The following is a 25946-nucleotide window of genomic DNA, read 5'->3' on the forward strand; positions in this document are numbered from 1 at the left end:
GAGACGTGGGGTGGTTGGTGCGGTTGGTTCAGGAAGCGGCCGGGCCCGTGCTGGCCCGTACCGTCAACTCGGGTGCGATGAGCACGACTTCGTCCTTGCCGTGCCCTTCGAGCTTGGCGATCAGATGCTCCACGGCGTGCCGGCCCATCTCCTGTGCGGGGATGGCGACCGAGGTCAGCCGTACCGAGGCCTGGGTGGCGACCTGGTCCGGGCAGATCGCGATCACCGACACGTCCTCGGGTACCGCCCGGCCCTGCTGGCGCAGCAGCGCGAGCAGCGGCTCGACCGCGGACTCGTTCTGCACGACGAAGCCCGTGGTGCCCGGGCGCTCGTCGAAGACCCGGGACAGGGTCAGCGACATCGCGTCGTAGCCGCCCTCGCACGGGCGGTGCAGCACGCGCAGGCCCAACTCCCTTGACCGGGACCGGAGTCCGTCGAGCGTGCGCTCGGCGAAGCCCGTGTGCCGTTCGTAGACCGCGGGCGCCTCGCCGATGACAGCGATGTCACGGTGACCGAGCATCGCGAGATGCTCGGCGCACAGCGCTCCCGTGGCGCCGAAGTCGAGATCGACGCAGGTCAGGCCGCTGGTGTCGGCGGGCAGACCGATGAGGACGGACGGCTGGTCCGTGCCCCGCAGCAGCGGCAGCCGCTCGTCGTCGAGCTCGACGTCCATCAGGATCATCGCGTCGGCGAGCCCGCTGCCGGTGACCCGGCGCACGGCGTCGGGGCCCTCCTCACCGGTCAGCAGCAGCACGTCGTACCCGTGGGTGCGGGCCGAGGTCGCCACGGCGATGGCGATCTCCATCATCACGGGTACGTACATGTCCGTACGGAGCGGGATCATCAGCGCGATGATGTTGGACCGGCTGCTTGCCAGTGCGCGGGCTCCCGCGTTGGGGTGGTAGCCGAGCTGCTGGATGCTCTGCTCGACCCGCTCGCGGGTACCCGCGGAGATGGACCGCTTGCCGCTGAGGACATAGCTCACCGTGCTCGCCGAGACTCCGGCGTGCTGGGCGACCTCGGCGAGGGTGACCATCCAGCTCTCCAAGCGTTGTGTGAAGCGCTTCGACAGTGCGCGTTGCGGATGAGGGGCGAGTGAGGGTGGCTCGACAGTAGCTTGACGGCGGGTGGGTGTCCATAGGTTGTCGAAGCGCTTCGACTCCGTCGGTTTTTTGGGGCGCCTTTGGGGGTGGGGGGTGCGGTGGGGTGGCGGGTGCGGGTGGGTGGGGGCTTGTCGCGCAGTTCCCCGCGCCCCTTAGTGGGAGGCTTCGCCCCCACTATCCTCCCGGGCCCCGGGTGGGAGGGGTCGCTGCCGTTTTTCCGCCCTGCGGCTCTGAGTAGGTGGTTTCCCTCTTGTGTGCGTCGGGTTGGGCCGAACGGCGCGCGAGGGGTGGTGGGGGTGGGCGGAATCGGGTACATACGATCGAGTAGAACCGGTCGGTAACCGTACCGGACCAAGATCCCTATTCGCGGCGAGGTGAGCCTCTTGTCCGCAACACCCCACCAGCCCGCTGTCACCGAACGTGAAGCCCGGCAGGTCGCCGAGGCGGCGCGGGAGCAGGACTGGCGCAAGCCCAGCTTCGCCAAGGAGCTGTTCCTCGGTCGCTTCCGGCTCGATCTGATCCATCCGCACCCGATGCCGCCCGACGAGGACGTGCAGCGCGGCGAGGAGTTCCTCACCAAGTTGCGCGACTTCTGCGAGACGAAGGTCGACTCGGCCCTCATCGAGCGGGAGGCGCGGATCCCGGACGAGACGATCAACGGGCTCAAGGAGCTCGGCGCCCTGGGCATGAAGATCGACACCAAGTACGGCGGTCTCGGTCTGACGCAGGTGTACTACAACAAGGCGCTCGCCCTGGTCGGCTCGGCGAACCCGGCGCTCGGCGCGCTGCTCTCCGCGCACCAGTCCATCGGCGTACCGCAGCCGCTGAAGCTCTTCGGCACGCAGGAGCAGCGGGACATCTTCCTGCCGCGCTGCGCCCGTACCGACATCTCCGCCTTCCTGCTCACCGAGCCGGACGTGGGCTCCGACCCGGCGCGCCTCGCCACCAGCGCGGTGCCGGACGGCGACGACTACGTCCTCGACGGGGTGAAGCTCTGGACCACCAACGGCGTCGTCGCGGATCTGCTGGTCGTGATGGCGCGGGTGCCGAAGTCCGAGGGCCACAAGGGCGGCATCACGGCGTTCGTCGTGGAGACCGCCTCGGAGGGCGTCACCGTCGAGAACCGCAACGCCTTCATGGGGCTGCGCGGCCTGGAGAACGGTGTCACCCGCCTCCACCAGGTGCGGGTGCCCGCCGCGAACCGGATCGGACCGGAGGGCGCGGGCCTCAAGATCGCCCTGACCACGCTCAACACCGGACGGCTGTCGCTGCCCGCCATGTGCGTCGGTGCGGGCAAGTGGTGTCTGAAGATCGCCCGCGAGTGGTCGTCCGTGCGCGAGCAGTGGGGCAAGCCGGTGGCCTTCCACGAGGCCGTGGGCGCGAAGATCTCCTTCATCGCGGCGACGACCTTCGCCCTGGAGGCCGTCCTCGACCTGTCGTCCCAGATGGCCGACGAGAACCGCAACGACATCCGCATCGAGGCCGCCCTCGCCAAGCTCTACGGCTCCGAGATGGCCTGGCTGATGGCCGACGAGCTGGTCCAGATCCGCGGCGGGCGCGGCTTCGAGACCGCCGACTCGCTGGCCGCCCGCGGCGAACGGGCCGTCCCCGCCGAGCAGGTGCTGCGTGACCTGCGCATCAACCGCATCTTCGAGGGCTCGACCGAGATCATGCACCTGCTGATCGCCCGCGAGGCGGTCGACGCCCACCTGTCCGTGGCCGGTGACCTCATCGACCCGGACAAGTCCCTCTCGGACAAGGCGAAGGCGGGCGCCAACGCCGGAGTCTTCTACGCCAAGTGGCTCCCGAAGCTGGTCGCGGGACCCGGTCAACTCCCGCGCTCGTACGGGGACTTCAACCCGGCGGGCCACGTCGACCTCTCCGGCCATCTGCGGTACGTGGAGCGGTCGGCCCGCAAGCTCGCCAGGTCCACCTTCTACGCCATGTCCCGCTGGCAGGGCCGGATGGAGACCAAGCAGGGCTTCCTCGGCCGGATCGTCGACATCGGCGCCGAACTCTTCGCGATGAGCGCCGCCTGCGTCCGCGCCGAACTCCTGCGCACCACCGGGGACCACGGCCGCGAGGCGTACCAGCTCGCCGACGCCTTCTGCAGCCAGTCCCGGGTCCGCGTCGAGGAACTCTTCGGCCGCCTGTGGTCCAACACCGACGACCTCGACCGCAAGGTCGTCAAGGGGGTCCTCGGCGGCGCCTACACCTGGCTGGAGGAGGGAGTCGTCGACCCGTCCGGCGAAGGCCCCTGGATCGCCGACGCGACACCCGGACCGTCCGAAAGGGAGAACGTCCACCGCCCCATCCGTTGACCTTTTCCCCAGGAATGCACTGCCGTCCCCGTCGTCATTCTGCCGCTTGCCGCACAGAAGGTGTGCGTCAACAATGAACAGAATGGCGAACGGGGACAAAATATGCGCCACGGTGTGGGGGAAGAATACAGTCAGGGATTTTCTGTCCAGCTGACACGGGCACGCGGGCAAGCGCGAGAGCAGCTGAACGACACAGAACTCGTACGGGCGTTACGGACGGTGCGCAATGAGGTTCTGCCACTGGCGGACAAGCTTCGCCAGAGCGCGCCGGAGACCTTCGAGGCACATCGGGACGCGCTCGCGGTCCTGCTGAACGACTGCGCGCTGGCACTGGTCGACGAGGAACCACGGCCGTCCGTGGCCTCATTCGATCCACTGCCCGTCCGGAGAATCGACCTCCGGGACGTCGACGCCCTGCTCGACGCGGGGCGGCCGGGCGAAAGGCCCGTGATCCAGCAGCTCTTCCGCGGTGCGGTGGGGTATGCGAAAGACCCCGTACTGCGCGAGGTGATCAAAGCGAACCAACAAGGCGTCCACATTCTGCAGCGCGCCAATCGCCGCATACAGATGCTGGCGGACGCGATTCAATGGGGGTAATTCCAGTGCCGGCTCTCGGTCTCGACAACATCACCGGCCGGATCATGCGGGCCGGCGAGGGAAGAATCCTGCGCAAACTCCAGCGCATCGCGGAACAGGTGGGCTCCCTGGAGGAGGACTTCGAGCAGCTCACCGACGAGGAACTCCAGGCGCTCACACCGGAGTTCCAGGAGCGGTACGAGGCCGGTGAAAGCCTCGACGACCTGCTGCCGGAGGCCTTCGCCGCCATGCGCGAGGCCGCCCGCCGCACACTCGGCATGCGCCACTTCGACGTACAGATCATGGGCGGCGCGGCCCTCCACCTCGGCAACATCGCCGAGATGCAGACCGGCGAGGGCAAGACCCTGGTCGCCACCCTGCCCGTCTACCTGAACGCCCTGACCGGCAAGGGAGTCCACCTCGTCACGGTCAACGACTACCTCGCCCAGCGCGACGCCGAATGGATGGGCCGCGCCTACCGCTTCCTGGGCCTGACCGTGGGCGTCATCAAGTCCCAGTCGACCCCGGCCGAGCGGCGCACGCAGTACGCCTGCGACATCACCTACGGCACCAACACCGAGTTCGGCTTCGACTATCTGCGCGACAACATGGCCTGGTCGAAGGACGAACTCGTGCAGCGCGGCCACCACTTCGCGATCGTCGACGAGGCCGACTCGATCCTCATCGACGAGGCCCGCACCCCACTGATCATCTCCGGCCCCGCCGACCAACCCACGCACTGGTACGAGGCCTTCTCCAGGATGGTCACGCGGATGCGGGGCGTCGCCGTCCAGGACGAGAACTTCACCTCGCCGCAGGACAAGGAGCGCCTCGCCGAACTGCGGGCCACCCACGACTACGAGTACGACCCCAAGAAGCGCACGGTCGCGATCCTGGACAGCGGAGTGGAGTTCCTCCAGGACCAGCTCGGCATCGAGAGTCTCTACGAGTCCGACCACACGCCCCTCATCGGGCACCTGAACAACGCGCTCAAGGCCAAGGAGCACTTCAAGAAGGACAAGGACTACGTCGTCGTGAACGGCGAGGTCCTCATCGTCGACGAGCACACCGGCCGCATCCTCGCCGGCCGCCGCTACAACGAGGGCCTGCACCAGGCCATCGAGGCCAAGGAGGCGGTGACGGTCAAGGACGAGAACCAGACCCTCGCCACCATCACCCTCCAGAACTTCTTCCGGCTCTACGAGAAGCTCGGCGGGATGACCGGCACCGCCATGACGGAGGCCGCCGAGTTCCACCAGATCTACAAGCTCCACGTGGTGCCGATCCCCACCAACCAGCCCAACGCCCGCGCGGACGACCCCGACCAGATCTACCGGACCGTGGAGGCCAAGTACACCGCGATCCTCGACGACATCGCCGAGAAGCACGAGAAGGGCCAGCCGATCCTCGTCGGCACCACGTCCGTCGAGAAGTCCGAGACGCTCGCCGCCCGGCTGAAGAAGCGGGGTATCCGCCACGAGGTCCTCAACGCGAAGAACCACGAGCGCGAGGCACAGATCGTGGCGCAGGCCGGCCGCAAGGGCGCGGTCACCGTGGCCACCAACATGGCGGGGCGCGGCACCGACATCATGCTCGGCGGCAACCCCGAGGCGATGGCCCTCGCCGAGCTCGACCGGCGCGGCCTCACCCCCGAGGAGAACCCCGACGAACACCGGGCGGCCCTCGACCGGATCAAGGAGTCGGTCGCGGCCGAGCACGACGAGGTCAAGGACCTCGGCGGCCTCTACGTCCTCGGCACCGAGCGCCACGAGTCCCGCCGCATCGACAACCAGCTGCGAGGCCGCTCCGGCCGCCAGGGCGACCCCGGCGCCTCCCGCTTCTACCTCTCCCTCGGCGACGACCTGATGCGGCTGTTCCGGGCCCAGGTCGTGGAGCGCGTGATGTCGATGGCGAACGTTCCCGACGACGTCCCCATCGAGAACAAGATGGTCACGCGGGCCATCGCCTCCGCCCAGTCCCAGCTGGAGCAGCAGCACTTCGAGTCCCGCAAGGACGTCCTGAAGTTCGACGAGGTGCTCAACCGGCAGCGCACCCTCATCTACGCCGAGCGCCGCCGCGTCCTCGACGGCGAGAACCTGCGCGAACAGATCGTCCACTTCATGGACGACACCATCCGCGCGTACATCACCGAGGAGACCGCCGAGGGCTTCCCCGAGGAGTGGAACCTGGAACGGCTGTGGGGCGCCTTCCGGCAGCTCTACCCGGTCGGGATCACCATCGAGGACCTGGAGGACGCGGCCGGCCAGCGCGCCGAGCTGACCGCCGACGAACTCGTCGAGGCCGTCACCGACGACATTCACGCCCGCTACGAGGAGCGCGAGGCGCAGCTCGGTGAGGACGCGCTGCGCGACCTGGAGCGGCTCGTCGTGCTGTCGGTCCTCGACCGCAAATGGCGCGAGCACCTGTACGAGATGGACTACCTCCGCGACGGCATCGGGCTGCGGTGGACGCTCGGACGGGAGCCGATCGTCGAGTACGAGCGCGAGGGGTACGACATGTTCGCCGCGATGACCGAGGCGATCAAGGAGGAGTCGGTCGGGTACGTGTTCAATCTGGACGCGTCCGGGAAGGCCACGGGTGGCCAGGAGGGGCTGGAGTCCGGTCCTCGTAAGGATGGGCTGCATTTCAGCGCGCCGACGCTGGACACGGCGGAGGGGGTTGTCGAAGGGGACTTCGAGCCGGCCGATGCGGTTCCGTCGCCTCCGGCGGAGGGCGTGGCTGATGCGAAGCCCCAGCAGAGGCGTGCCGTCAGGTCCAGGAGCCGTCGGAAGCGCAAGAGGTAGGTGCCCTGCGGTTTGGTGGCGGGTGCGGGTGGAGTTGGGCTGATCGCGCAGTTCCCCGCGCCCCTTACGGGGCCCACGGCCCTCTAAAGGGGCACAGGTGGCACTCCCCTGTCCTGTTGTGGAGGCGTTGCGGCAACAATGGGGGGATGAGCGACAGTCCAGCCCCCCTCGCCGATCCGCATCTTGTCTTCGATCCTGTGGACGGAGTCCGGGATGTGGTGATCCTCGGATCCACCGGGTCGATCGGGACCCAGGCCATCGATCTTGTGCTGCGCAATCCCGACAGGTTCCGGGTCACCGGGCTCTCCGCCGCCGGCGGGAGGGTCGGACTGCTCGCCGAGCAGGCGCACCGGCTCCGCGTCCGGACGGTCGCCGTCGCGCGCGAGGACGTCGTACCGGCGCTGCGCGAGGCCCTGTCCGCACAGTACGGAGCGGGGGAGCCCCTCCCCGAGATCCTCGTGGGAGCGGACGCCGCCACCCACCTCGCCGCCTCCGACTGCCACACCGTCCTGAACGGCATCACCGGCTCGATCGGCCTCGCCCCCACCCTCGCCGCCCTGGAGGCGGGCCGCACTCTCGCGCTCGCCAACAAGGAGTCGCTCATCGTCGGCGGTCCGCTGGTCAAGGCGCTGGCCAAGCCGGGGCAGATCATCCCGGTCGACTCCGAACACGCCGCCCTCTTCCAGGCGCTCGCCTCCGGCACCAGGTCCGACGTACGCAAGCTCGTCGTCACCGCGTCCGGCGGCCCCTTCAGAGGACGTACGAAGGCCGAGCTGGCCGACGTCACCCCCGAGGACGCCCTCGCGCACCCCACCTGGGCCATGGGCCCCGTCATCACGATCAACTCCGCGACCCTGGTCAACAAGGGGCTTGAAGTCATCGAGGCGCACCTCCTCTACGACATTCCCTTCGAACGGATTGAGGTGGTCGTGCACCCGCAGTCGTATGTCCACTCGATGGTGGAGTTCACGGACGGATCGACAATGGCCCAGGCGACGCCCCCCGACATGCGCGGGCCCATCGCCATCGGCCTCGGCTGGCCCGAGCGCGTCCCCGACGCCGCGCCCGCCTTCGACTGGACGAAGGCGTCGAGCTGGGAGTTCTTCCCGCTCGACACCGACGCGTTTCCGTCGGTGGGGCTCGCCCGGCATGTCGGGCAGCTCGCGGGCACGGCCCCGGCGGTGTTCAATGCGGCCAACGAGGAGTGCGTGGACGCGTTCCTGAACGGCTCCCTGCCGTATCTCGGGATCATGGAGACCGTCACCAAGGTCGTCGCCGAGCACGGCACGCCCCGTACGGGAACCTCGCTCACCGTCCCGGACGTCCTCGATGCGGAGACCTGGGCACGCGCCCGGGCCCGTGAACTGACAGCCCGATCCACAGCGACAGCGACAGCCACGACAACGGCGGAGGCTCGTGCATGACGACCCTGATGATGATCCTCGGCATAGTCGTCTTCGCGGTCGGCCTGCTCATCTCGATCGCCTGGCACGAGCTGGGGCATCTCTCCACGGCCAAGCTGTTCGGCATCCGTGTGCCGCAGTACATGGTCGGCTTCGGCCCGACCATCTGGTCGCGCAAGAAGGGCGAGACCGAGTACGGGGTCAAGGCGATTCCGCTCGGCGGCTACATCCGCATGATCGGGATGTTCCCGCCCGGCCCCGACGGCCGTATCGAGGCCCGCTCCACCTCGCCGTGGCGCGGCATGATCGAGGACGCCAGGGCCCAGTCCTTCGAGGAGCTCCAGCCGGGCGACGAGAAACGCCTCTTCTACACGCGCAAGCCGTGGAAGCGCGTCATCGTGATGTTCGCTGGCCCCTTCATGAACCTGATCCTGGCCGTCGCGATCTTCCTCGGCGTGATGATGACGTTCGGCATCCAGACCCAGACGACCACGGTCGGCAAGGTCTCGGACTGTGTCATCGAGCAGAGCGAGAACCGGTCGGAGTGCCAGAAGAGCGACACGGCCGCGCCCGCCAAGGCCGCCGGGCTCCAGGGCGGTGACAAGATCCTCGCCTTCAACGGCGAGAAGATCACCGACTGGTCCACCCTCCAGGCCGACATCCGCGCCAACCCCGGCAAGGACGTCACCCTCACCGTCGAGCGCGACGGCAAGCAGCTCGACCTGACCGCCCACCTGATCCGCAACCAGGTCAGCCAGACCGACGGCGACGGCGGCTACGTCGAGGGCAAGTACGTGTACGCCGGCTTCCTCGGCTTCACGCCCGCCTCCGGCATCGTCCAGCAGTCGTTCGGGCAGTCCGTGGACCGCATGGGCGACATGATGCAGAACGGCGTCGAGTCGCTCCTCGCCCTGCCGTCCAAGGTCCCCGCCCTGTGGGACGCGGCCTTCGGCGACGGTGAGCGCGAGGCGGACTCCCCGATGGGCGTGGTAGGCGCGGCCCGGGTAGGCGGCGAGGTCTTCACCCTCGACATCCCGCCGGAGAACCAGATCGCGATGATGCTGTTCCTCGTCGCGGGCTTCAACCTCTCCCTGTTCCTGTTCAACATGCTCCCGCTGCTGCCGCTCGACGGCGGGCACATCGCGGGCGCCCTGTGGGAGTCCCTGCGCCGCAACCTGGCGAAGGTGCTGCGGCGGCCGGACCCGGGTCCGTTCGACGTGGCGAAGCTCATGCCCGTCGCGTACGTGGTGGCCGGGATCTTCATCTGCTTCACGATCCTGGTACTGATCGCGGACGTGGTTAACCCGGTGAGAATCTCCTAGTCATACGGAGTTTGTGGCGGCCGGACATGATTTGTGTCCGGCCGCCCTCCATTGGGTGGACCTGCGCAGCGGATGTGCTCCCGTCTGCGGGGGTGCCGTAATCTCGATGACTGGAGCCCGTCAGCTTTCGGGACCGACCGATCCTTACCTTGGGGTTGCACAGCAGATGACTGCGATTTCACTCGGCATGCCGTCCGTTCCGACCAAGCTCGCCGAGCGCCGGAAGAGCCGGCAGATCCAGGTCGGAACCGTGGCGGTGGGCGGAGACGCACCCGTCTCGGTGCAGTCGATGACGACGACGCGTACGTCGGACATCGGCGCCACGCTCCAGCAGATCGCCGAACTGACCGCGTCCGGCTGCCAGATCGTGCGCGTCGCGTGCCCCACGCAGGACGACGCGGACGCGCTCGCGACCATCGCCCGCAAGTCGCAGCTCCCGGTCATCGCCGACATCCATTTCCAGCCGAAGTACGTGTTCGCCGCGATCAAGGCGGGCTGTGCCGCGGTCCGCGTGAACCCCGGCAACATCAAGCAGTTCGACGACCAGGTCAAGGAGATCGCGCGGGCCGCCAAGGACACCGGCACCCCGATCCGGATCGGGGTCAACGCCGGTTCGCTCGACAAGCGGCTGCTCCAGAAGTACGGCAAGGCGACGCCCGAGGCGCTCGTTGAGTCGGCGCTCTGGGAAGCCTCGCTCTTCGAGGAGCACGACTTCCGGGACATCAAGATCTCGGTCAAGCACAACGACCCGGTGGTCATGGTCAACGCGTACCGTCAGCTGGCCGCCGCCTGCGACTACCCGCTGCACCTCGGCGTGACCGAGGCGGGCCCCGCCTTCCAGGGCACCATCAAGTCCGCGGTCGCCTTCGGTGCGCTGCTCGCCGAGGGCATCGGCGACACGATCCGCGTCTCCCTCTCGGCCCCGCCGGTCGAGGAGATCAAGGTCGGCATGCAGATCCTGGAGTCGCTGAACCTCAAGCAGCGCCGTCTTGAGATCGTCTCCTGCCCGTCCTGCGGGCGTGCCCAGGTCGACGTCTACAAGCTGGCCGAGGAGGTCACCGCCGGTCTCGAGGGCATGGAGGTCCCCCTCCGCGTCGCCGTCATGGGCTGCGTCGTCAACGGCCCCGGCGAGGCCCGCGAGGCCGACCTCGGCGTCGCCTCCGGCAACGGCAAGGGCCAGATCTTCGTCAAGGGCGAGGTCATCAAGACTGTCCCCGAGTCGAAGATCGTCGAGACGCTGATCGAGGAGGCGCTGAAGATCGCCGAACAGATGGAGGCGGACGGAATCCCCTCCGGCGAGCCTTCGGTGTCCGTGGCGGGCTGACGACGTTTTTCGCCCCCGCCGCCCCTACCCATTCCCGTCACTACTCGGGGGCCAGCCCCCGAACCCCCGCTCCTCAAACGCCGGAGGGGCTGATTTTCAGCCCGTCCGGCGTTTGAGGACGAGGCCGTTCAGGCCGACAGCGGGGGTCTGGGGGCGGAGCCCCCAGGGACGGGACGGGAAGGGGCGGCGGGGGCGAGGAAACCCGGCCCCGACCCATCGGGCGGCGTGGCACAAATTCGCCAGGTACAGTGCGGAGATCAGCAGACCTGATGGTGAAGGCCCCGCACGTGTTGACGCAGACGACCACCAGGGTCCTCGAACCGAGCGACCTGGACGCCGCGCTCGCCGTCCTCGACCGCGAGCCGGTGGCGAACGCCTTCGTGACCTCCCGCGTACAGGTCGCCGGCCTCGACCCCTGGCGCCTCGGCGGCGAGATGTGGGGCTGGTACGAGGACGGCATGCTGACGTCCCTCTGCTACGCGGGCGCCAACCTGGTCCCGATCTGCGCCACCCCCCGAGCCGTACGCGCCTTCGCGGACCGCGCCCGCAGGGCAGGCCGCCGCTGCTCCTCCATCGTCGGCCCGTCCGATGCCACCTCCCAGCTCTGGCGCCTCCTGGAACCGAACTGGGGCCCGGCCCGTGAGGTCCGCCCGCATCAGCCCCTGATGGTCACCGACCGGCTCCCCACCGACATGGCCCCGGATCCGTACGTCCGTCGCATCCGCAAGGACGAGATGGAGACGATCATGCCGGCGTGCGTGGCGATGTTCACCGAGGAGGTCGGCGTCTCCCCGCTCGCGGGCGACGGCGGACTCCTCTACCAGGCCCGGGTCGCCGAACTGGTCGGCTCCGGCCGCTCGTTCGCCCGCCTCGACCACAACGGCCGGGTCGTCTTCAAGGCGGAGATCGGCGCGGCCACCAACCAGGCCTGCCAGATCCAGGGCGTCTGGGTGGCCCCCGAATACCGGGGCCAGGGCCTCGCGGCCCCCGGCATGGCAGCGGTCCTCCGCTACGCCCTCGCGGACGTCGCCCCGATCGTCAGCCTCTACGTCAACGACTACAACACAGCCGCCCGAGCCACCTACCGCAGAGTGGGCTTCCAAGAGGTCGGCGCGTTCATGAGCATCTTGTTCTGAGTGAGGCCACGCCTCACAAGGGGCGCCCCACTAGGGGCGCGGGGAACTGCGCGACCAGCCACATCCGGCCTGCACCCAACAGGACCACCCGACTCGCAGCCCCCTCCAACGAATTGCCCGGGTAGTCTCCCGGGCATGCTCCGCTTCCCCGGTCAGGGCCCCGTCACGCCCGACGACATCGTCATCGGCCCCCTGGACCTGGCCGCCAGGATCGACGAGGCGCTGGCCGTCCAGGCCCTGGCGTTCGGACTCGGCTCGGACGAGATCGCCGTACGACGACAGATCGTGCTGCGGCACATCAGCTACCCCGGCGCCCGCGCGCTCGGCGCGACCACCGCCGACGGCCGCCTCGTCGGATTCGTCTACGGCATGCCCAACGACAGGACGCACTGGTGGTCCACCGTCGTCGAGCCCTATCTGCGCAGCCAGGGATCCGACGGGTGGCTGGACGACTCCTTCGTGATCACCGAACTGCACGTCCACCCGGGCTTCCAGAACCAGGGCGTCGGCCGCGCCCTGATCACCACCATCACGGACAGCGCCGCCCAGCCCCGCTCGATCCTCTCCGCCATCGACACGGAGAGCCCGGCCCGCGGCCTGTACCGCTCGCTCGGGTACGAGGACCTCGCCAGACAGGTCCTGTTCCCCAGCGCACCGAAGCCGTACGCGGTGATGGGCGCCCCGCTGCCCCTCCGACGCCGCTGAACCGTCCTCCCCGCGCCGCCGACCGACCCCTACGGCACCGCCGATCGATCCTTCCGGCTCCGCCGACGGATCCCTCCGGCTCCGTAAACGGATTTCCGGCGACGGCGGCCCCCCGGCTAACCTCCTAGCCATCACCCTTACGCAGCAGGAGTCGAGAACCATGGCCCAGGTCCAACGCATGTCCCGTTTGATGGTCAAGACACTGCGTGACGACCCGGCGGACGCCGAGGTGCTCAGCCACAAGCTGCTGGTGCGCGCCGGTTACGTACGCCGTACCGCCGCCGGCCTCTGGTCCTGGCTGCCGCTGGGCAAGAAGGTCCTGAACAACGTGGAGCGGGTCGTCCGCGAGGAGATGGACGCCATCGGCGCCCAGGAGGTCGCGCTGCCCGCCCTGCTGCCGAAGGAGCCCTACGAGGCGACCGGCCGCTGGGAGGAGTACGGCCCCGAGCTGTTCCGCCTGAACGACCGCAAGGGCGGCGACTACCTCCTCGGCCCGACCCACGAGGAGATCTTCACCCTCCTGGTCAAGGACCAGTGCTCGTCCTACAAGGACCTGCCGGTGATCCTCTACCAGATCCAGAACAAGTACCGCGACGAGGCCCGCCCGCGCGCCGGCATCCTGCGCGGCCGTGAGTTCCTGATGAAGGACTCGTACTCCTTCGACACCGAGGACGAGGGTCTGGCCAAGTCGTACGCCCTGCACCGCGAGGCGTACCAGAAGATCTTCACGCGTCTCGGCCTGGACTACCGCATCTGCGCGGCCACCGCGGGCGCCATGGGCGGCTCCAAGTCCGAGGAGTTCCTCGCCCCGGCCGCCGCCGGCGAGGACACCTTCGCCGACTGCCCCAACTGCGACTACGCGGCCAACACCGAGGCGATCACGTACGCGCTGAAGCCGGTGGACGGGTCGGCCGTCCCCGCTCTCGAGGAGATCCCGACCCCCGAGACCCCGACCATCGAGACGCTCGCCGCGTACCTGGACGTCCCCGCCTCCGCCACCCTGAAGAACCTGCTGGTCAAGGTGGACGGCGAGATCGTGGCCATCGGCGTGCCCGGCGACCGAGAGGTCGACATGGACAAGGTCGAGGCGCACTTCGCCCCCGCCGCCGTCGAACTCGTCACGGCCGAGGACTTCACCGGCCGCGACGACCTCGTACGCGGATACGTCGGCCCGCAGGGCCTGGAGAAGGTCCGCTACCTCGCCGACCCCCGCGTCGCCCCCGGCACCGCCTGGATCACCGGCGCCAACAAGGAGGGCGTGCACGCGAAGAACGTCGTCGCGGGCCGTGACTTCGAGGTCGACGAGTACGTGGACGCGGTCGTGGTGCAGGAAGGCGACCCCTGCCCCGCCTGCGGCACCGGCCTCACGCTGGACCGCGCCATCGAGATCGGCCACATCTTCCAGCTCGGCCGCAAGTACGCCGACGCCCTCCAGCTCGACGTGCTCGGCCAGCAGGGCAAGCCGGTCCGCGTGACCATGGGCTCGTACGGCATCGGTGTCTCGCGTGCCGTGGCGGCGCTCGCCGAGCAGCACGCGGACGAGCAGGGTCTCGTCTGGCCCGCCGAGATCGCGCCGGCCGACGTCCATGTCGTCGCCGCGGGCAAGGCACTGCAGACCGAACTGGCCCTCGACGTCTCGGAGAAGCTGGGCGCGGCGGGCGTCCGCGTGCTCGTGGACGACCGGGCGGGTGTCTCGCCGGGCGTGAAGTTCACGGACGCCGAGCTCATCGGCGTACCGAAGATCCTGGTGGCCGGCCGCCGCTCCGCCGAGGGCGTCCTGGAACTGAAGGACCGCCGCACCGGCGAGCGCGAGGAGCTGACGGTGGACGAGGCGATCGCCCGCCTGAGCAACTGACCCCGCGCTCAACGGTTAAGAAGCCTCTCAGAGACTTCTTGCCCGGCGTCTGGGCGCCGCACAGTTTTCTCTCAGGCTGCTCCCCGACCGTAGGACGTGACACAGCGTCATTCGGGAGGGGAGCAGTCATGTCTGGCAGCGAACGGGGGGCCGCCGCGGCGGTCCGCAGAGGCGCACGGCGTACGGCTGCCGCGGCAGCGGCGGTGACACTGGCGGCCGCGGCGGGCGTCTTCGCCCTCATCGGCACGATGGAGTCGGCCGCGACGACGACGGCGAGCGGAACCACGGACTCGTCGTCATCGTCATCGACGACGTCACAGTCGGAAGACTCTTCCTCTTCGTCCTCGTCGTCGGATTCCTCGGCCTCGGACAGTACGAGCGACTCGTCCTCGTCGCTGCAGGGCTCGTCCGACGACCTGACCTCCGCCGACGACAGTGGGACCGCCGACTCCACCTCGGGGGCGTCCTGATGACCGCCGCCGACACGTCCGTGCGTCCTACGGCCGCGGCGAACTGGCGTGCCCTCGGTACGAGCGTCCGCCTCGTCACGACGGACCCGGCGCTGCTGGACTCCTGCAACCTGCTGCTCGCCCGGCATCTGGCCGAGGTCGACGCGGCGTGCAGCAGATTCCGCGAGGACTCCGAGCTGGTCGCGCTCGACAGTGCCGGAGGGCGCCCGGTCCGGGTCAGCCCGCTGCTCGCGGAGGCGCTGGCGGTCGCGTTGCGCGCCGCTGCGGCGACGGACGGAGCCGTCGACCCGACGGTCGGTTCGGCGATGAACGCCATCGGCTACGACCGCGACTTCCGGCTGGTCCAGGAGGACGGACGACCGGTGAAGCTGACAGTGCGCCCCGTCCCGGGCTGGCGCCTGATACGCCTGGACCGCGCGACCGGTACGGTCACCGTCCCGGCCGGGGTCCGCCTCGATCTCGGTGCCACGGCCAAGGCCTGGGCGGCGGACAGGGCCGCGGCGACACTCGCGCGGGCGGCGGGCTGCGGAGTGCTTGTGAGCCTCGGCGGCGACACGGCGGTCGCCGGCGAACCCCCGGCGGGTGGCTGGCGGATCCGCGTCCAGGACGTCACGGGTCCGGTCGACGGGACGCCTCCGCAGGGCCCGTACGCGACGGTCGGCCTGCGCGGCGGCGGGCTCGCCACCTCCGGCACGACCGCCCGCGCCTGGCGCTCGGGCCCGCACACCCTCCACCACATCCTCGACCCGAACACCGGCCTTCCGACGGATTCCCCCTGGCGGACGGTCTCGGTCGCCGCCACGACCTGCGCCGACGCGAACGCGGCCAGTACGGCGGCCCTGGTGAAGGGCACGGGCGCGGAACGGTGGCTGTCGGGCCTGGGGCTCCCGGCGAGACTGGTGGCGAGGGACGGCACGGTGGTGACGACACCGGGCTGGCCAAGGAACGATTTCTCGCCCCCGCCGCCCCTACCCATTCCCGTCCCTGACTCAGGGGCTCCGCCCCCGAACCCCCGCTCCTCAAACGCCGGAGGGGCTGAAGACGTCGCGGCCAGGGTTGGCATTTCAGCCCGTCCGGCGTTTGAGGACAAAGGGGGGTCTGGGGGCGCAGCCCCCAGGGTTGGGACGGGAAGGGGCGGCGGGGGCGAGGAGTCTCCGGCGGCGGACACCACGGAGGCGGCCCGATGACCGACGCCTCCATCCTCTGGTACGCGAACCGAGCCACCGGAGCCGTCTGCCTGGTGCTCTTCACTGTCGTGGTGCTCCTGGGCGTGGCGGTACGCCTGAGGACCCGCCTCCCAGGCCTCCCCCGCTTCGGCACGGTCTCCCTGCACCGCACGATCTCCCTCTCCGCCACGGCCTTCCTGGCCATCCACATAGCCACAGCGGTCATCGACGGCTACGTCGACATCAGCACCCTCGACGTCCTGATCCCGTTCGCCTCCGACTACCAGCCCCTCTGGCTGGGTCTCGGCACGGTCGCCCTGGACCTGATGCTCGCAGTCCTGGTCACCAGTCTCTTCCGCGAGAGGCTCGGCCACCGCACCTGGCGAGCCGTCCACTGGCTGGCCTACGCCTCCTGGCCGGTGGCCCTGATCCACGGCATAGGAATCGGCACGGACACAGGCACCGACTGGATGCTCTGGCTGACCGTCACCTGCGTGGCAGCCGTACTCACCGCCTTCACGATCCGCGTCACCCAGGCCGCGCGGGCCAACCGCCGCACCCCCGCCACCCTCCTCACCGCCGAAGGGGCGCGACCATGACCAGCAGCACGTTCACGGACATCCTCATGTCCCCACGCCTCCTGGCCCCCGGCGCCGCCCCGGCCGACCGCGCCACGCACGAGAGCCGCTACGGCCCCCTCACCTCCGCCGACCCGGTGGCCCTCCTGCACACCCTCGCGGAGTCCGGCCTCACCGGCCGGGGAGGCGCCGCCTTTCCCACGTACCGCAAGTTCGTGTCGGTCATCGACGCGGCCCGCCGCACCGGCCGGGCCCCGGTCGTCGTCGCGAACGGCTCCGAGGGCGAACCGGCGAGCGACAAGGACAAGACCCTGCTGAGCCGCTCGCCCCATCTGGTCCTGGACGGGCTGCGGTTGGCGGCCCGGGCGACCGGAGCGGGCGAGGCGTACCTCGCCGTGGAGGACGGGGCGAGCCGCCTCGAAGCGGCCGTGGCCGAACGCGACGACTCCTTCCCCGTACGCGTCGTACGCGTGTCCAGGCGCTTCCTGTCGGGCGAGTCCTCCGCCCTCGCCCAGTACCTCTCCGGCGACGCGGCCCTGCCCCGCCACCAGGACCCTCCGGTGCGTGAACAGGGCGTACGCCGGGCGCCCACCCTCGTCCAGAACGTCGAGACGCTCGCCCACCTCGCGCTGATCGCCCGCTACGGAGCGGACTGGTTCCGCTCGGCCGGGACCTCGTCGGAGCCGGGCAGCGCCCTGTGCACGGTCCATGTGCCAGGCCGCGAGCCGCAGGTCGTGGAGGCCCCTTTCGGCACGCCCCTGCACCGGCTGCTCCCGCTGGAGGGCACCGGCGCGATCCTGCTGGGCGGCTACCATGGCACCTGGCTCCCGACCGGGGAGGCGGCCCAACTCGGCCTGTCCACCGCCACCTTGGGCGCGGGCGTCCTCGCCGCCCTCCCCGCCGACCGCTGCGGCCCCGCCGAAACGGCCCGCGTCCTGCGCTATCTGGCCCTCGAATCGGCCGGCCAGTGCGGCCCCTGCCTCAACGGCCTACCGCGCATCGCCGCCGCCTTCCGCACGCTGGCCGCCCCCGGCCCCCAGGGCACCGCCCGCGACGACGTCGCCCGCTGGGCCGGACTCGTCGAGGGCCGTGGCGCCTGCCACCACCCCGACGGCACGGTCCGCCTGGTCCGCAGCGCCCTGACCACCTTCGCCGCCGAACTCGAGGCCCACGCCCGGGGCTTGTGCACCGCGACCGACCGCACGCCCCTGCTGCCCGTCCCCGACCACAGGAGCTGACAGACATGGACCAGCTGCCCCAGCACCTCGACATCGACTGGACGTCCTGCCGGGCCCACGGCCTCTGCGCCGAACTCCTCCCCGAACACGTCACCCTCGACGAGTGGGGGTACCCGCTCGTCGACGCGCGCCCCGTCCCCGCCCGCACGTTGAAACGCGCCCGCAGAGCGGCGGCGGACTGCCCGGTCCTGGCACTCAAACTCGCGGCGGCATGAAGGCACCCACGCCACCCACGCCACCCACGTCACCCACGTCACCCACGCCACCGACGCCACCGACGCCACTCATGCCGAATCCCCGCCCCCTACAACCAGCTCGCGAACTCCAGCAACAGCTCCGCGTCCTGGGACCGGCCAACCCGCCGAGCCCGTACGCCCGACTCCACGGCCCGGAACAGGGTCCAGCCGCGCAGCCGCTCCTGGTCCAGGTCCAGGGACTCCGCGAGGCGCTTCACCCGGCGGCGGGTGATGGCGGAGCCCGAGGGGGAGGCGATCACGTCCTCGACCCGGTCACGGACCAGCCGGGCCAGGTCGAAGGCGCACTCGCCGACGACGGGGTCGGGCCCCACGGCCAGCCAGGGGCTGCGTTCGCCGGCCAGCACCTTGCTCTGCCGGAAAGTGCCGTGCAGGAGACGGGCCTCGGGCGGGGAGGCCAGCAGTTCGTCGCGTACCGCCAGGGCCGCGTCGACCAGTGGTGCCGCCTCCGCGTCGGCGCCCGCCCGCATCGCCTCGGCCTGCCGCCCGGTCCGCTCGGCCACCGTCTCGAAGACCGGGCCGACCGGTGGCTCGACCCACAGGCGGCGCAGCGCCCCGGCCGCCTCCAGCATCGACTTGGCCTCGGCCAGCGAACGCACCGACACATCGGGATGCAGCCGCTCAAGAAGCAGTACGCCCTCAGCACCGGCCGGCTCCAGGAGCCGTACCGCACCGAGGCCGTCCCAGTGCGCGAGGGCGGCCCGCTCGCTCTCCGGACGGGCCCGGCCGGGCGCGAGTTTCAGGACGGCGGGGGTGCCGTCCGGCAGCCGTACCAGGACCACCAGACTGCTGCGCCCGCCGGGCACCTGAACGCGCTCCACGGTCAACTCGCGTAGCGCGACGGCCTGCTGAGCCGCCTCGGGCAGCTTCTCCAGCCAGTCGTCACCGCTCGGTGTCGCCTCGCCGAGCGCCTTGACGAGACGCCGCGGCGGTTCGAAAGCCATGCGCGAGTCGTTTCCTTCCTGTACGCGTTACGACGGCGGAGCCGCCGACGCGGTGGACCGGGCGGACCGCTCGGCGAGACCAGGGAAGGGTACGCTCTCGCCGCGCCAGCGCACCGCCCGCACCGCCGCGTCCCGCAGCGCCTCGGCGGCCGACCGGCGCCGGTCGCCCTCCGCGGCACGGACCAGGTCGGAGTACACCCCGGCCACCCGGTCCTCCAGCTCGGCGGCGAGCCGCACGGCCGACTCCGCGTCCGTCACAGGGAACGGCAGCGCGTACGCGGCCGCCGCCGGCTTGGGCTTCCCGCGCAGGTCGCGCACCGTACGCGACAGCTCGTCCCGCCGGGCCCGGTGCGCGTCGTACGCCGCCCGAGCCTCGCTCCGCCGGTCCTCGCCGATCTTCCCGCCCACGACCCCGTAGCCGTACACGGCGGCGTGCTCGGCCGCGAGCGCGGCCTGCACGGCCGTCAGCTGCGCCGGGGCCTTGGCCTTCGACTCGGCTTTTTCGGCCATTCCGGAACCGCTCACTTCTTCTCGTCCTCCGTCAGCAGAAACGCGTGCACCGCACCGGCCGCCGCTACCGACGCCAGCAGCCGCGCCAACTCTCCCGGCACGTCGAGGAGCGCCTTCGTACGCCGGTCCGCCAGCGTCCGCTCGGCAGCGGCGAGTTCGGCGAGGGCGTCCTTCTCCACGGCCGGCACCTCGGCGGACGGGCCGGGGGAAGGCGCGTCGGACGGATCGGCGGAAGCACTCGCCGACGCACTCTCGGAGGCCTTCTTGCCTCCGCCGAACGCCTCCGCGTGCCGTACGACCTCCGCCCGCAGCGGTGACAGGCGCTCGGCCAGCGTGGGATGCACGGCGAGCACGGCCCCGTACCGCTCCGCGAGCCGCTCGCTGTCGAGGGCCGCACGCGCGCGTGCCCGCTCGGCGGCGGACGGGCTCCCCTTGGTGGTCTCGGAGGAGTCGGAGGAGGAACAGCCCGTGAGCAGCGCGGCGCCGACACCGGCGGCCCCGGCGAGCAGGCTCCTTCGGCGCGGCCCCGAGGGGATGCGCGACGGCAGGGTGAACGGCACGGCAGACGTCCTCGGAGGGCTCGTACGAACGGAAGGGCGGCAGGCCCGTGATCACGGTACCCGGGTAGTGCCCCCGCACCCACCAGCGGCGCCGTCCCGCCGTCGGGCGGGCCACGGTGGACGGCAACACCCCTTGGGACCGGATACCCTTTGACCTGACACGCGACCTACCCACAACAGCACACGCGGCCGAGGAGTCACCCGGATGAGCACCACCCAGAGCGAGAGGCTTCGAGAGCTCCTGGAACCGCTCGTCAGCTCCCAGGGACTCGATCTCGAGGAGATCGAAGTGGACTCGGTCGGCCGCAAGCGTGTGCTGCGCGTCGTCGTCGACTCCGACGAGGGAGCCGACCTGGACGCGATCGCCGATGTGAGCCGCGCGCTCTCGGCGAAGCTCGACGAGACCGACGCGATGGGCCAGGGCGAGTACACCCTAGAAGTGGGAACCCCCGGTGCCGAGCGTGAGCTCAAGGAACACCGTCACTACGTACGCGCCACGGACCGCCTGGTGAGATTCCAGCTGACGAGCGGCGACGAACTGGTCGCCCGGATCCTGACGGTGGACGAGAACGGGATCGACCTGGAGGTGCCCGGCGTCAAGGGACGCAAGGCCACCGCCCGCCGGCTCGTCTTCGAGGACATCGGCAAGGCACGCGTCCAGGTCGAGTTCAACCGCAAGACCAACGAGAACGACGCAGACATGAAGGAAGAGGAGGAGGCGTAGCCGTGGACATCGACATGAGTGCCCTGCGGGGCTTGGTACGGGAGAAGGAGATCTCCTTCGACCTGCTGGTCGAGGCGATCGAGGCGGCCCTCCTCATCGCCTACCACCGCACCGAGGGAAGCCGCCGCCACGCGCGCGTCAAGCTCGACCGGGAGACCGGCCATGTGACCGTGTGGGCGAAGGAGGACCCCGAGGACCTGGAGGAGGGGCAGGAGGCGCGCGAGTTCGACGACACCCCGTCCGACTTCGGCCGGATCGCCGCCACCACCGCCAAGCAGGTCATCCTGCAGCGCCTGCGGGACGCGGAGGACGACGCGACGCTCGGCGAGTACGCGGGCCGCGACGGCGACATCGTCACCGGTGTCGTCCAGCAGGGCCGCGACCCGAAGAACGTGCTCGTCGACATCGGCAAGCTGGAGGCCATCCTGCCGGTGCAGGAGCAGGTCCCCGGTGAGACCTACACGCACGGCCTGCGCCTGCGCTCGTACGTCGTGCGGGTGGCGAAGGGCGTACGCGGTCCCTCCGTGACCCTCTCCCGCACGCACCCGAACCTGGTGAAGAAGCTCTTCGCCCTGGAGGTGCCGGAGATCGCCGACGGTTCCGTCGAGATCGCCGCGATCGCCCGCGAGGCCGGACACCGCACGAAGATCGCCGTCCGGTCCACCCGGTCCGGTCTGAACGCCAAGGGCGCCTGCATCGGCCCCATGGGCGGCCGTGTGCGCAACGTCATGGCCGAGCTGAACGGCGAGAAGATCGACATCGTCGACTGGTCGGACGACCCGGCGGAGATGGTGGCGAACGCGCTGTCCCCGGCCAGGGTCTCCAAGGTCGAGGTCGTCGACCTCGCGGCCCGCTCCGCGCGCGTGACGGTCCCCGACTACCAGCTGTCCCTGGCGATCGGCAAGGAAGGGCAGAACGCCCGGCTCGCCGCCCGCCTGACCGGCTGGCGCATCGACATCCGTCCGGACACCGAGCAGCCCGCCGAGAGGCAGGACTGAGCCGGGGCCGGGGACGGGTCCGAAGGAGATCCCTGACGGGTTCGACGCGGGCCGGGGCCGAAACAGGCCCAGGTCCGGGGCGTCAACGGCAAGATCGGGAATAGATCACGCCGTGTGACGCTTGGATTACGACAACAACCGTTCGGTTCTTGCCCCAAAGGGGTGAGGTCGGTGCGGGGAGGTAGACTTAAGAGTGTCTGGCCGGACGCATGCCCGCGCATGCCCTGAGCGCACCTGTGTGGGGTGCCGGGAGCGAGCGGCCAAGATCGATCTGCTGCGCACCGTGGCGGCCGAGGGCGAATGCGTCCCCGATCCTCGCGGTACGCTGCCCGGCCGGGGTGCGTATGTACACCCCGTCCTCGTCTGTCTCGACCTGGCGGTCCGCCGCCGGGCGTTCACGAGGGCGCTGCGTGCCCCGGGTCCGCTCGAAACAAAGGCGTTGCGCCTGTACGTCGAGCAGACAGACAGTTGCTGAGCAGGCAACACCGTAAAACGTGTCGCACGGAACCCCGTGCGGCCCTGGTACCCCGCGAGTTGGAAGTAGGTCGAGATTGCGATGAGCACTCGATGAGCACGCGATGAGTACGCCCATGAAGTAGCGACGGTCCGGACGCAACCCGGACCTAAAAGGAGCGAAGTGGCTAAGGTCCGGGTATACGAACTCGCCAAGGAGTTCGGGGTGGAGAGCAAGGTCGTCATGGCCAAGCTCCAAGAACTCGGTGAATTTGTCCGTTCGGCGTCCTCGACGATCGAGGCGCCCGTAGTACGCAAACTGACCGACGCCCTGCAGCAGGGCAACGGCGGCGGCAAGCCCGCCCCGCGCAAGGCCGCGCCCGCCAGGCCCGGCGCGCCTTCTCCGGCTCAGGCCGCCCGTCCGGGTCCGGCAGCGCCGCGCCCGCCGGCCCCGAAGCCGGCCGCTGCGGAGACGCCCGCGTCCCCGGCGGTTCCGGCCGCGGGTCCGCGTCCGACTCCGGGCCCCAAGCCCCCGGCGCCGAAGCCCGCTCCGGCGTCCCCGGCTCCGGCCGCGCCCGAGTTCACGGCACCCCCGGCGGCTCCCGCCGCTCCGGCGGCCTCCCAGGCCCCGGCCGCGGGTCCCCGTCCGAGCGGTGCGCGTCCCGGCGCCCCGAAGCCCGGTGTCCGTCCGGCCGGTCCCGCACAGGGCGGTCAGGGTGGTCCCGGTCAGGGCCGCGGCGAGCGCGGTGACCGTGGCGACCGTCAGGGCGCCCCGCGTCCCGGCGGCCAGGGCACGCGTCCCGGTGGTCGTCCCGCCGGTCCCCGTCCGGGCAACAACCCGTTCACCTCTGGTGGCTCCACCGGTATGGCGCGCCCGCAGGCGCCCCGTCCGGGCGGCGCCCCGCGTCCCGGTGGCCCCGGTGCCGGCGCAGGCGCCCCGGGCGGCTCGCGTCCCCAGGGCGCGGGCCAGGACCGTGGTCCCCGTCCGCAGGGTGGTCCCGGCGGCGCTCCGCGTCCCGGTGGCGGCCCCGGCGGCAACCGTCCGAGCCCGGGCGGCATGCCTCGTCCGCAGGGTGGTCCCGGTGGCGCTCCGCGTCCCGGTGGCGGCCCCGGCGGCAACCGTCCGAACCCCGGCATGATGCCGCAGCGTCCCGCTGCGGGTAGCCCGCGTCCCGGCGGCGGTGGCCCCGGTGGCCGCGGTCCCGGCGGTGGCGGTCGTCCCGGCGGTGGCGGTGGCGGCGGTCGTCCCGGTGGCGGCGGCTTCGCAGGTCGTCCGGGCGGTCCCGGTGGCGGCGGTGGCGGTTTCGCCGGTCGTCCCGGTGGTCCCGGTGGCGGTGGCGGCGGTTTCGCCGGTCGTCCGGGTGGTCCCGGCGGTGGCGGCGGCGGTCGTCCCGGCTTCGGTGGCCGTCCCGGTGGTCCGGGTGGCCGTGGTGGCACGCAGGGCGCCTTCGGCCGTCCCGGTGGTCCCGCGCGTCGTGGCCGCAAGTCGAAGCGGCAGAGGCGCCAGGAGTACGAGGCCATGCAGGCCCCGTCGGTCGGCGGTGTGATGCTGCCTCGTGGCAACGGACAGTCCGTCCGTCTGTCGCGCGGTGCGTCCCTCACCGACTTCGCCGAGAAGATCAACGCCAACCCGGCGTCGCTCGTCGGCGTGATGATGAACCTCGGCGAGATGGTCACTGCCACGCAGTCCGTCTCCGACGAGACGCTGAAGCTCCTCGCGGACGAGATGAACTTCGTCCTCGAGATCGTCAGCCCCGAGGAGGAGGACCGCGAGCTGCTCGAGTCCTTCGACATCGAGTTCGGCGAGGACGAGGGTGGCGAGGAGTTCCTCGTCGCGCGTCCGCCGGTCGTGACCGTCATGGGTCACGTCGACCACGGTAAGACCCGCCTCCTCGACACCATCCGCAAGACGAACGTCGTCGCGGGCGAGGCCGGTGGCATCACCCAGCACATCGGTGCCTACCAGGTCGCGACCGAGGTCAACGGCGAAGAGCGTCGCATCACCTTCATCGACACCCCGGGTCACGAGGCGTTCACCGCCATGCGTGCCCGTGGTGCCAAGTCGACCGACATCGCGATCCTCGTGGTGGCCGCCAACGACGGTGTGATGCCCCAGACGATCGAGGCGCTGAACCACGCCAAGGCGGCCGAGGTGCCGATCGTGGTCGCGGTCAACAAGATCGACGTCGAGGGTGCCGACCCGACCAAGGTGCGCGGTCAGCTCACCGAGTTCGGTCTGGTGGCCGAGGAGTACGGCGGCGACACGATGTTCGTCGACATCTCCGCCAAGCAGGGCCTCAACATCGAGAGCCTGCTGGAGGCCGTGGTCCTCACCGCGGACGCCTCGCTCGACCTGCGGGCCAACCCGGAGCAGGACGCGCAGGGTATCGCGATCGAGTCCCACCTCGACCGTGGCCGCGGTGCCGTCTCGACGGTCCTGGTCCAGCGCGGCACGCTGCGCATCGGCGACACGATGGTGGTCGGCGACGCGTACGGCCGTGTCCGGGCGATGCTCGACGACAACGGCAACAACGTCGAGGAAGCGGGTCCGTCGACCCCCGTCCTGGTCCTGGGTCTCACCAACGTCCCGGGTGCCGGCGACAACTTCCTGGTCGTCGACGAGGACCGTACGGCGCGTCAGATCGCCGAGAAGCGCGCGGCGCGTGAGCGCAACGCCAACTTCGCCCGGCGCGGAGTCCGGTTCTCCCTGGAGAACCTGGACGAGGCGCTCAAGGCCGGTCTGGTGCAGGAACTCAACCTCATCATCAAGGGCGACGCGTCCGGTTCGGTGGAGGCTCTCGAGTCCTCGCTGCTCCAGCTCGACGTCGGCGAAGAGGTCGACATCCGCGTCCTGCACCGCGGCGTGGGTGCGGTCACCGAGTCGGACATCGACCTGGCGACCGGCTCCGACGCGATCGTCATCGGCTTCAACGTCCGCGCCGCGGGCCGCGCGGCGCAGATGGCGGAGCGCGAGGGCGTCGACGTCCGCTACTACTCGGTGATCTACCAGGCCATCGAGGAGATCGAGGCAGCCCTCAAGGGCATGCTCAAGCCGGAGTACGAAGAGGTCGAGCTCGGTACGGCGGAGATCCGCGAGGTCTTCCGCTCGTCCAAGCTGGGCAACATCGCCGGTGTGCTGGTCCGCTCCGGCGAGGTCAAGCGCAACACCAAGGCGCGGTTGCTGCGCGATGGCAAGGTCATCGCGGAGAGCCTCACCATCTCCGGCCTGCGCCGCTTCAAGGACGACGTCACCGAGATCCGCGAAGGCTTCGAGGGCGGTATCAACCTCGGAAACTTCAACGACATCAAGATCGACGACGTCATCGCGACGTACGAGATGCGCGAGAAGCCGCGGTCGTAGCCCGCGGGGTTTGAACCTGGTGTCCGGGGCCGGGGGGGGGGGGGGGGGGGCCCCCCCCGCCCCCCGCGGCCCGGAGGGTGACGGGGCCGGCCCCCCCCCACCCCCCCCCACCATCCCCGGTGGGCGCGGGTGGCACCCACG

The 25946-nt window shown here is 70.5% G+C and carries 22 protein-coding genes; 18 read left to right on the forward strand and 4 right to left on the reverse strand.

Features of this window, described 5'->3' with window-relative positions; translation table 11 throughout:
- Window positions 1-28 precede the first annotated feature (28 nt).
- The gene (locus ACIBEI_RS47590; RefSeq protein WP_398897575.1) at window positions 29-1036 is read right to left on the reverse strand and encodes a LacI family DNA-binding transcriptional regulator; all 1008 of its coding nucleotides are present in this window, start codon (window positions 1034-1036) and stop codon (window positions 29-31) included.
- A gap of 441 nt (window positions 1037-1477) precedes the next feature.
- On the opposite strand from ACIBEI_RS47590, the gene ACIBEI_RS47595 reads away from it, so the two are divergent.
- From ACIBEI_RS47595 to ACIBEI_RS47660, 14 genes are all read left to right on the forward strand, one after another.
- The gene (locus ACIBEI_RS47595) at window positions 1478-3424 is read left to right on the forward strand and encodes an acyl-CoA dehydrogenase family protein (RefSeq protein ID WP_398897576.1); all 1947 of its coding nucleotides are present in this window, start codon (window positions 1478-1480) and stop codon (window positions 3422-3424) included.
- A gap of 102 nt (window positions 3425-3526) precedes the next feature.
- A complete protein-coding gene (locus tag ACIBEI_RS47600) occupies window positions 3527-4021 on the forward strand; it encodes a hypothetical protein (RefSeq protein ID WP_398897577.1) in 495 nt (164 codons plus the stop codon).
- Window positions 4012-6804: a preprotein translocase subunit SecA gene (secA, locus tag ACIBEI_RS47605; protein WP_398897579.1), complete on the forward strand. Its 2793-nt coding sequence runs from the start codon at window positions 4012-4014 to the stop codon at window positions 6802-6804. Before ACIBEI_RS47600 ends, secA begins: the two co-directional genes overlap by 10 nt.
- A 146-nt stretch (window positions 6805-6950) precedes the next feature.
- A complete protein-coding gene (gene dxr, locus ACIBEI_RS47610) occupies window positions 6951-8228 on the forward strand; it encodes a 1-deoxy-D-xylulose-5-phosphate reductoisomerase (protein WP_398897581.1) in 1278 nt (425 codons plus the stop codon).
- The gene (locus ACIBEI_RS47615; protein WP_398897582.1) at window positions 8225-9529 is read left to right on the forward strand and encodes a M50 family metallopeptidase; all 1305 of its coding nucleotides are present in this window, start codon (window positions 8225-8227) and stop codon (window positions 9527-9529) included. Before dxr ends, ACIBEI_RS47615 begins: the two co-directional genes overlap by 4 nt.
- A 166-nt stretch (window positions 9530-9695) precedes the next feature.
- A complete protein-coding gene (ispG, locus tag ACIBEI_RS47620) occupies window positions 9696-10853 on the forward strand; it encodes a flavodoxin-dependent (E)-4-hydroxy-3-methylbut-2-enyl-diphosphate synthase (RefSeq protein ID WP_055616509.1) in 1158 nt (385 codons plus the stop codon).
- 287 nt (window positions 10854-11140) lie between these two features.
- Window positions 11141-11989: a GNAT family N-acetyltransferase gene (locus tag ACIBEI_RS47625; protein ID WP_398897606.1), complete on the forward strand. Its 849-nt coding sequence runs from the start codon at window positions 11141-11143 to the stop codon at window positions 11987-11989.
- Between the two features lie 135 nt (window positions 11990-12124).
- On the forward strand, window positions 12125-12694 hold the full coding sequence (locus ACIBEI_RS47630; protein WP_398897584.1) for a GNAT family N-acetyltransferase: 570 nt from the start codon (window positions 12125-12127) through the stop codon (window positions 12692-12694).
- A 160-nt stretch (window positions 12695-12854) separates the two neighbouring features.
- Window positions 12855-14549, forward strand: coding sequence for a proline--tRNA ligase (locus ACIBEI_RS47635; RefSeq protein WP_398897586.1), 1695 nt, complete (start codon window positions 12855-12857; stop codon window positions 14547-14549).
- Between the two features lie 128 nt (window positions 14550-14677).
- Window positions 14678-15019: a hypothetical protein gene (locus ACIBEI_RS47640; protein WP_398897587.1), complete on the forward strand. Its 342-nt coding sequence runs from the start codon at window positions 14678-14680 to the stop codon at window positions 15017-15019.
- Window positions 15019-16206: an FAD:protein FMN transferase gene (locus ACIBEI_RS47645; protein WP_398897589.1), complete on the forward strand. Its 1188-nt coding sequence runs from the start codon at window positions 15019-15021 to the stop codon at window positions 16204-16206. Before ACIBEI_RS47640 ends, ACIBEI_RS47645 begins: the two co-directional genes overlap by 1 nt.
- Entirely contained in the window at window positions 16203-16784 is a 582-nt protein-coding gene (locus ACIBEI_RS47650) for a ferric reductase-like transmembrane domain-containing protein (RefSeq protein WP_398897591.1), read from the forward strand. The genes ACIBEI_RS47645 and ACIBEI_RS47650 overlap by 4 nt, the downstream gene beginning before the upstream one ends.
- Window positions 16781-18001, forward strand: coding sequence for an NADH-ubiquinone oxidoreductase-F iron-sulfur binding region domain-containing protein (locus ACIBEI_RS47655; protein WP_398897592.1), 1221 nt, complete (start codon window positions 16781-16783; stop codon window positions 17999-18001). The genes ACIBEI_RS47650 and ACIBEI_RS47655 overlap by 4 nt, the downstream gene beginning before the upstream one ends.
- Before the next feature lie 5 nt (window positions 18002-18006).
- The gene (locus ACIBEI_RS47660; RefSeq protein ID WP_055614790.1) at window positions 18007-18216 is read left to right on the forward strand and encodes a ferredoxin; all 210 of its coding nucleotides are present in this window, start codon (window positions 18007-18009) and stop codon (window positions 18214-18216) included.
- 89 nt (window positions 18217-18305) lie between these two features.
- On the opposite strand, the gene ACIBEI_RS47665 is transcribed toward ACIBEI_RS47660, so the two are convergent.
- The 3 genes from ACIBEI_RS47665 to ACIBEI_RS47675 are packed head-to-tail and all read right to left on the reverse strand — an operon-like array spanning window position 18306 to window position 20269.
- Complete coding sequence (locus tag ACIBEI_RS47665; RefSeq protein ID WP_398897593.1) at window positions 18306-19199, reverse strand: aminoglycoside phosphotransferase family protein; 894 nt, start codon at window positions 19197-19199, stop codon at window positions 18306-18308.
- Between the two features lie 27 nt (window positions 19200-19226).
- The gene (locus tag ACIBEI_RS47670; RefSeq protein ID WP_398897595.1) at window positions 19227-19709 is read right to left on the reverse strand and encodes a ferritin-like domain-containing protein; all 483 of its coding nucleotides are present in this window, start codon (window positions 19707-19709) and stop codon (window positions 19227-19229) included.
- 11 nt (window positions 19710-19720) lie between these two features.
- Window positions 19721-20269, reverse strand: coding sequence for a hypothetical protein (locus tag ACIBEI_RS47675; RefSeq protein WP_398897596.1), 549 nt, complete (start codon window positions 20267-20269; stop codon window positions 19721-19723).
- Window positions 20270-20474: 205 nt separating this feature from the next.
- On the opposite strand from ACIBEI_RS47675, the gene rimP reads away from it, so the two are divergent.
- The 4 genes from rimP (at window position 20475) to infB (ending at window position 25805) form a co-directional block, all read left to right on the forward strand.
- Window positions 20475-20993 (forward strand): ribosome maturation factor RimP, encoded by a 519-nt coding sequence (rimP, locus tag ACIBEI_RS47680; RefSeq protein ID WP_398897598.1) that lies wholly within the window; start codon window positions 20475-20477, stop codon window positions 20991-20993.
- Between the two features lie 2 nt (window positions 20994-20995).
- Window positions 20996-21991 carry a transcription termination factor NusA gene (nusA, locus tag ACIBEI_RS47685; protein WP_398897599.1) on the forward strand — a complete coding sequence of 332 codons (996 nt, stop codon included), beginning with the start codon at window positions 20996-20998 and terminating at the stop codon, window positions 21989-21991.
- 193 nt (window positions 21992-22184) lie between these two features.
- On the forward strand, window positions 22185-22466 hold the full coding sequence (locus tag ACIBEI_RS47690; RefSeq protein ID WP_269655182.1) for a YlxR family protein: 282 nt from the start codon (window positions 22185-22187) through the stop codon (window positions 22464-22466).
- Between the two features lie 162 nt (window positions 22467-22628).
- Complete coding sequence (gene infB / locus ACIBEI_RS47695) at window positions 22629-25805, forward strand: translation initiation factor IF-2 (protein ID WP_398897600.1); 3177 nt, start codon at window positions 22629-22631, stop codon at window positions 25803-25805.
- Window positions 25806-25946: the final 141 nt, after the last annotated feature.

The organism is Streptomyces sp. NPDC050988 (assembly GCF_044456225.1).
In the GTDB taxonomy this organism is placed as follows: domain Bacteria; phylum Actinomycetota; class Actinomycetes; order Streptomycetales; family Streptomycetaceae; genus Streptomyces.

Excerpts from the sequence above, each read along its gene's own strand:
- ACIBEI_RS47590 (WP_398897575.1), bottom strand. The coding sequence starts at position 1,036 with ATGGTCACCCTCGCCGAGGTCGCCCAGCACGCCGGAGTCTCGGCGAGC.
- ACIBEI_RS47600 (WP_398897577.1), top strand. The coding sequence starts at position 3,527 with ATGCGCCACGGTGTGGGGGAAGAATACAGTCAGGGATTTTCTGTCCAG.
- secA (WP_398897579.1), top strand. The coding sequence starts at position 4,012 with ATGGGGGTAATTCCAGTGCCGGCTCTCGGTCTCGACAACATCACCGGC.
- dxr (WP_398897581.1), top strand. The coding sequence starts at position 6,951 with ATGAGCGACAGTCCAGCCCCCCTCGCCGATCCGCATCTTGTCTTCGAT.
- ACIBEI_RS47615 (WP_398897582.1), top strand. The coding sequence starts at position 8,225 with ATGACGACCCTGATGATGATCCTCGGCATAGTCGTCTTCGCGGTCGGC.
- ispG (WP_055616509.1), top strand. The coding sequence starts at position 9,696 with ATGACTGCGATTTCACTCGGCATGCCGTCCGTTCCGACCAAGCTCGCC.
- ACIBEI_RS47630 (WP_398897584.1), top strand. The coding sequence starts at position 12,125 with ATGCTCCGCTTCCCCGGTCAGGGCCCCGTCACGCCCGACGACATCGTC.
- ACIBEI_RS47635 (WP_398897586.1), top strand. The coding sequence starts at position 12,855 with ATGGCCCAGGTCCAACGCATGTCCCGTTTGATGGTCAAGACACTGCGT.
- ACIBEI_RS47640 (WP_398897587.1), top strand. The coding sequence starts at position 14,678 with ATGTCTGGCAGCGAACGGGGGGCCGCCGCGGCGGTCCGCAGAGGCGCA.
- ACIBEI_RS47645 (WP_398897589.1), top strand. The coding sequence starts at position 15,019 with ATGACCGCCGCCGACACGTCCGTGCGTCCTACGGCCGCGGCGAACTGG.
- ACIBEI_RS47650 (WP_398897591.1), top strand. The coding sequence starts at position 16,203 with ATGACCGACGCCTCCATCCTCTGGTACGCGAACCGAGCCACCGGAGCC.
- ACIBEI_RS47655 (WP_398897592.1), top strand. The coding sequence starts at position 16,781 with ATGACCAGCAGCACGTTCACGGACATCCTCATGTCCCCACGCCTCCTG.
- ACIBEI_RS47660 (WP_055614790.1), top strand. The coding sequence starts at position 18,007 with ATGGACCAGCTGCCCCAGCACCTCGACATCGACTGGACGTCCTGCCGG.
- ACIBEI_RS47665 (WP_398897593.1), bottom strand. The coding sequence starts at position 19,199 with ATGGCTTTCGAACCGCCGCGGCGTCTCGTCAAGGCGCTCGGCGAGGCG.
- ACIBEI_RS47670 (WP_398897595.1), bottom strand. The coding sequence starts at position 19,709 with ATGGCCGAAAAAGCCGAGTCGAAGGCCAAGGCCCCGGCGCAGCTGACG.
- rimP (WP_398897598.1), top strand. The coding sequence starts at position 20,475 with ATGAGCACCACCCAGAGCGAGAGGCTTCGAGAGCTCCTGGAACCGCTC.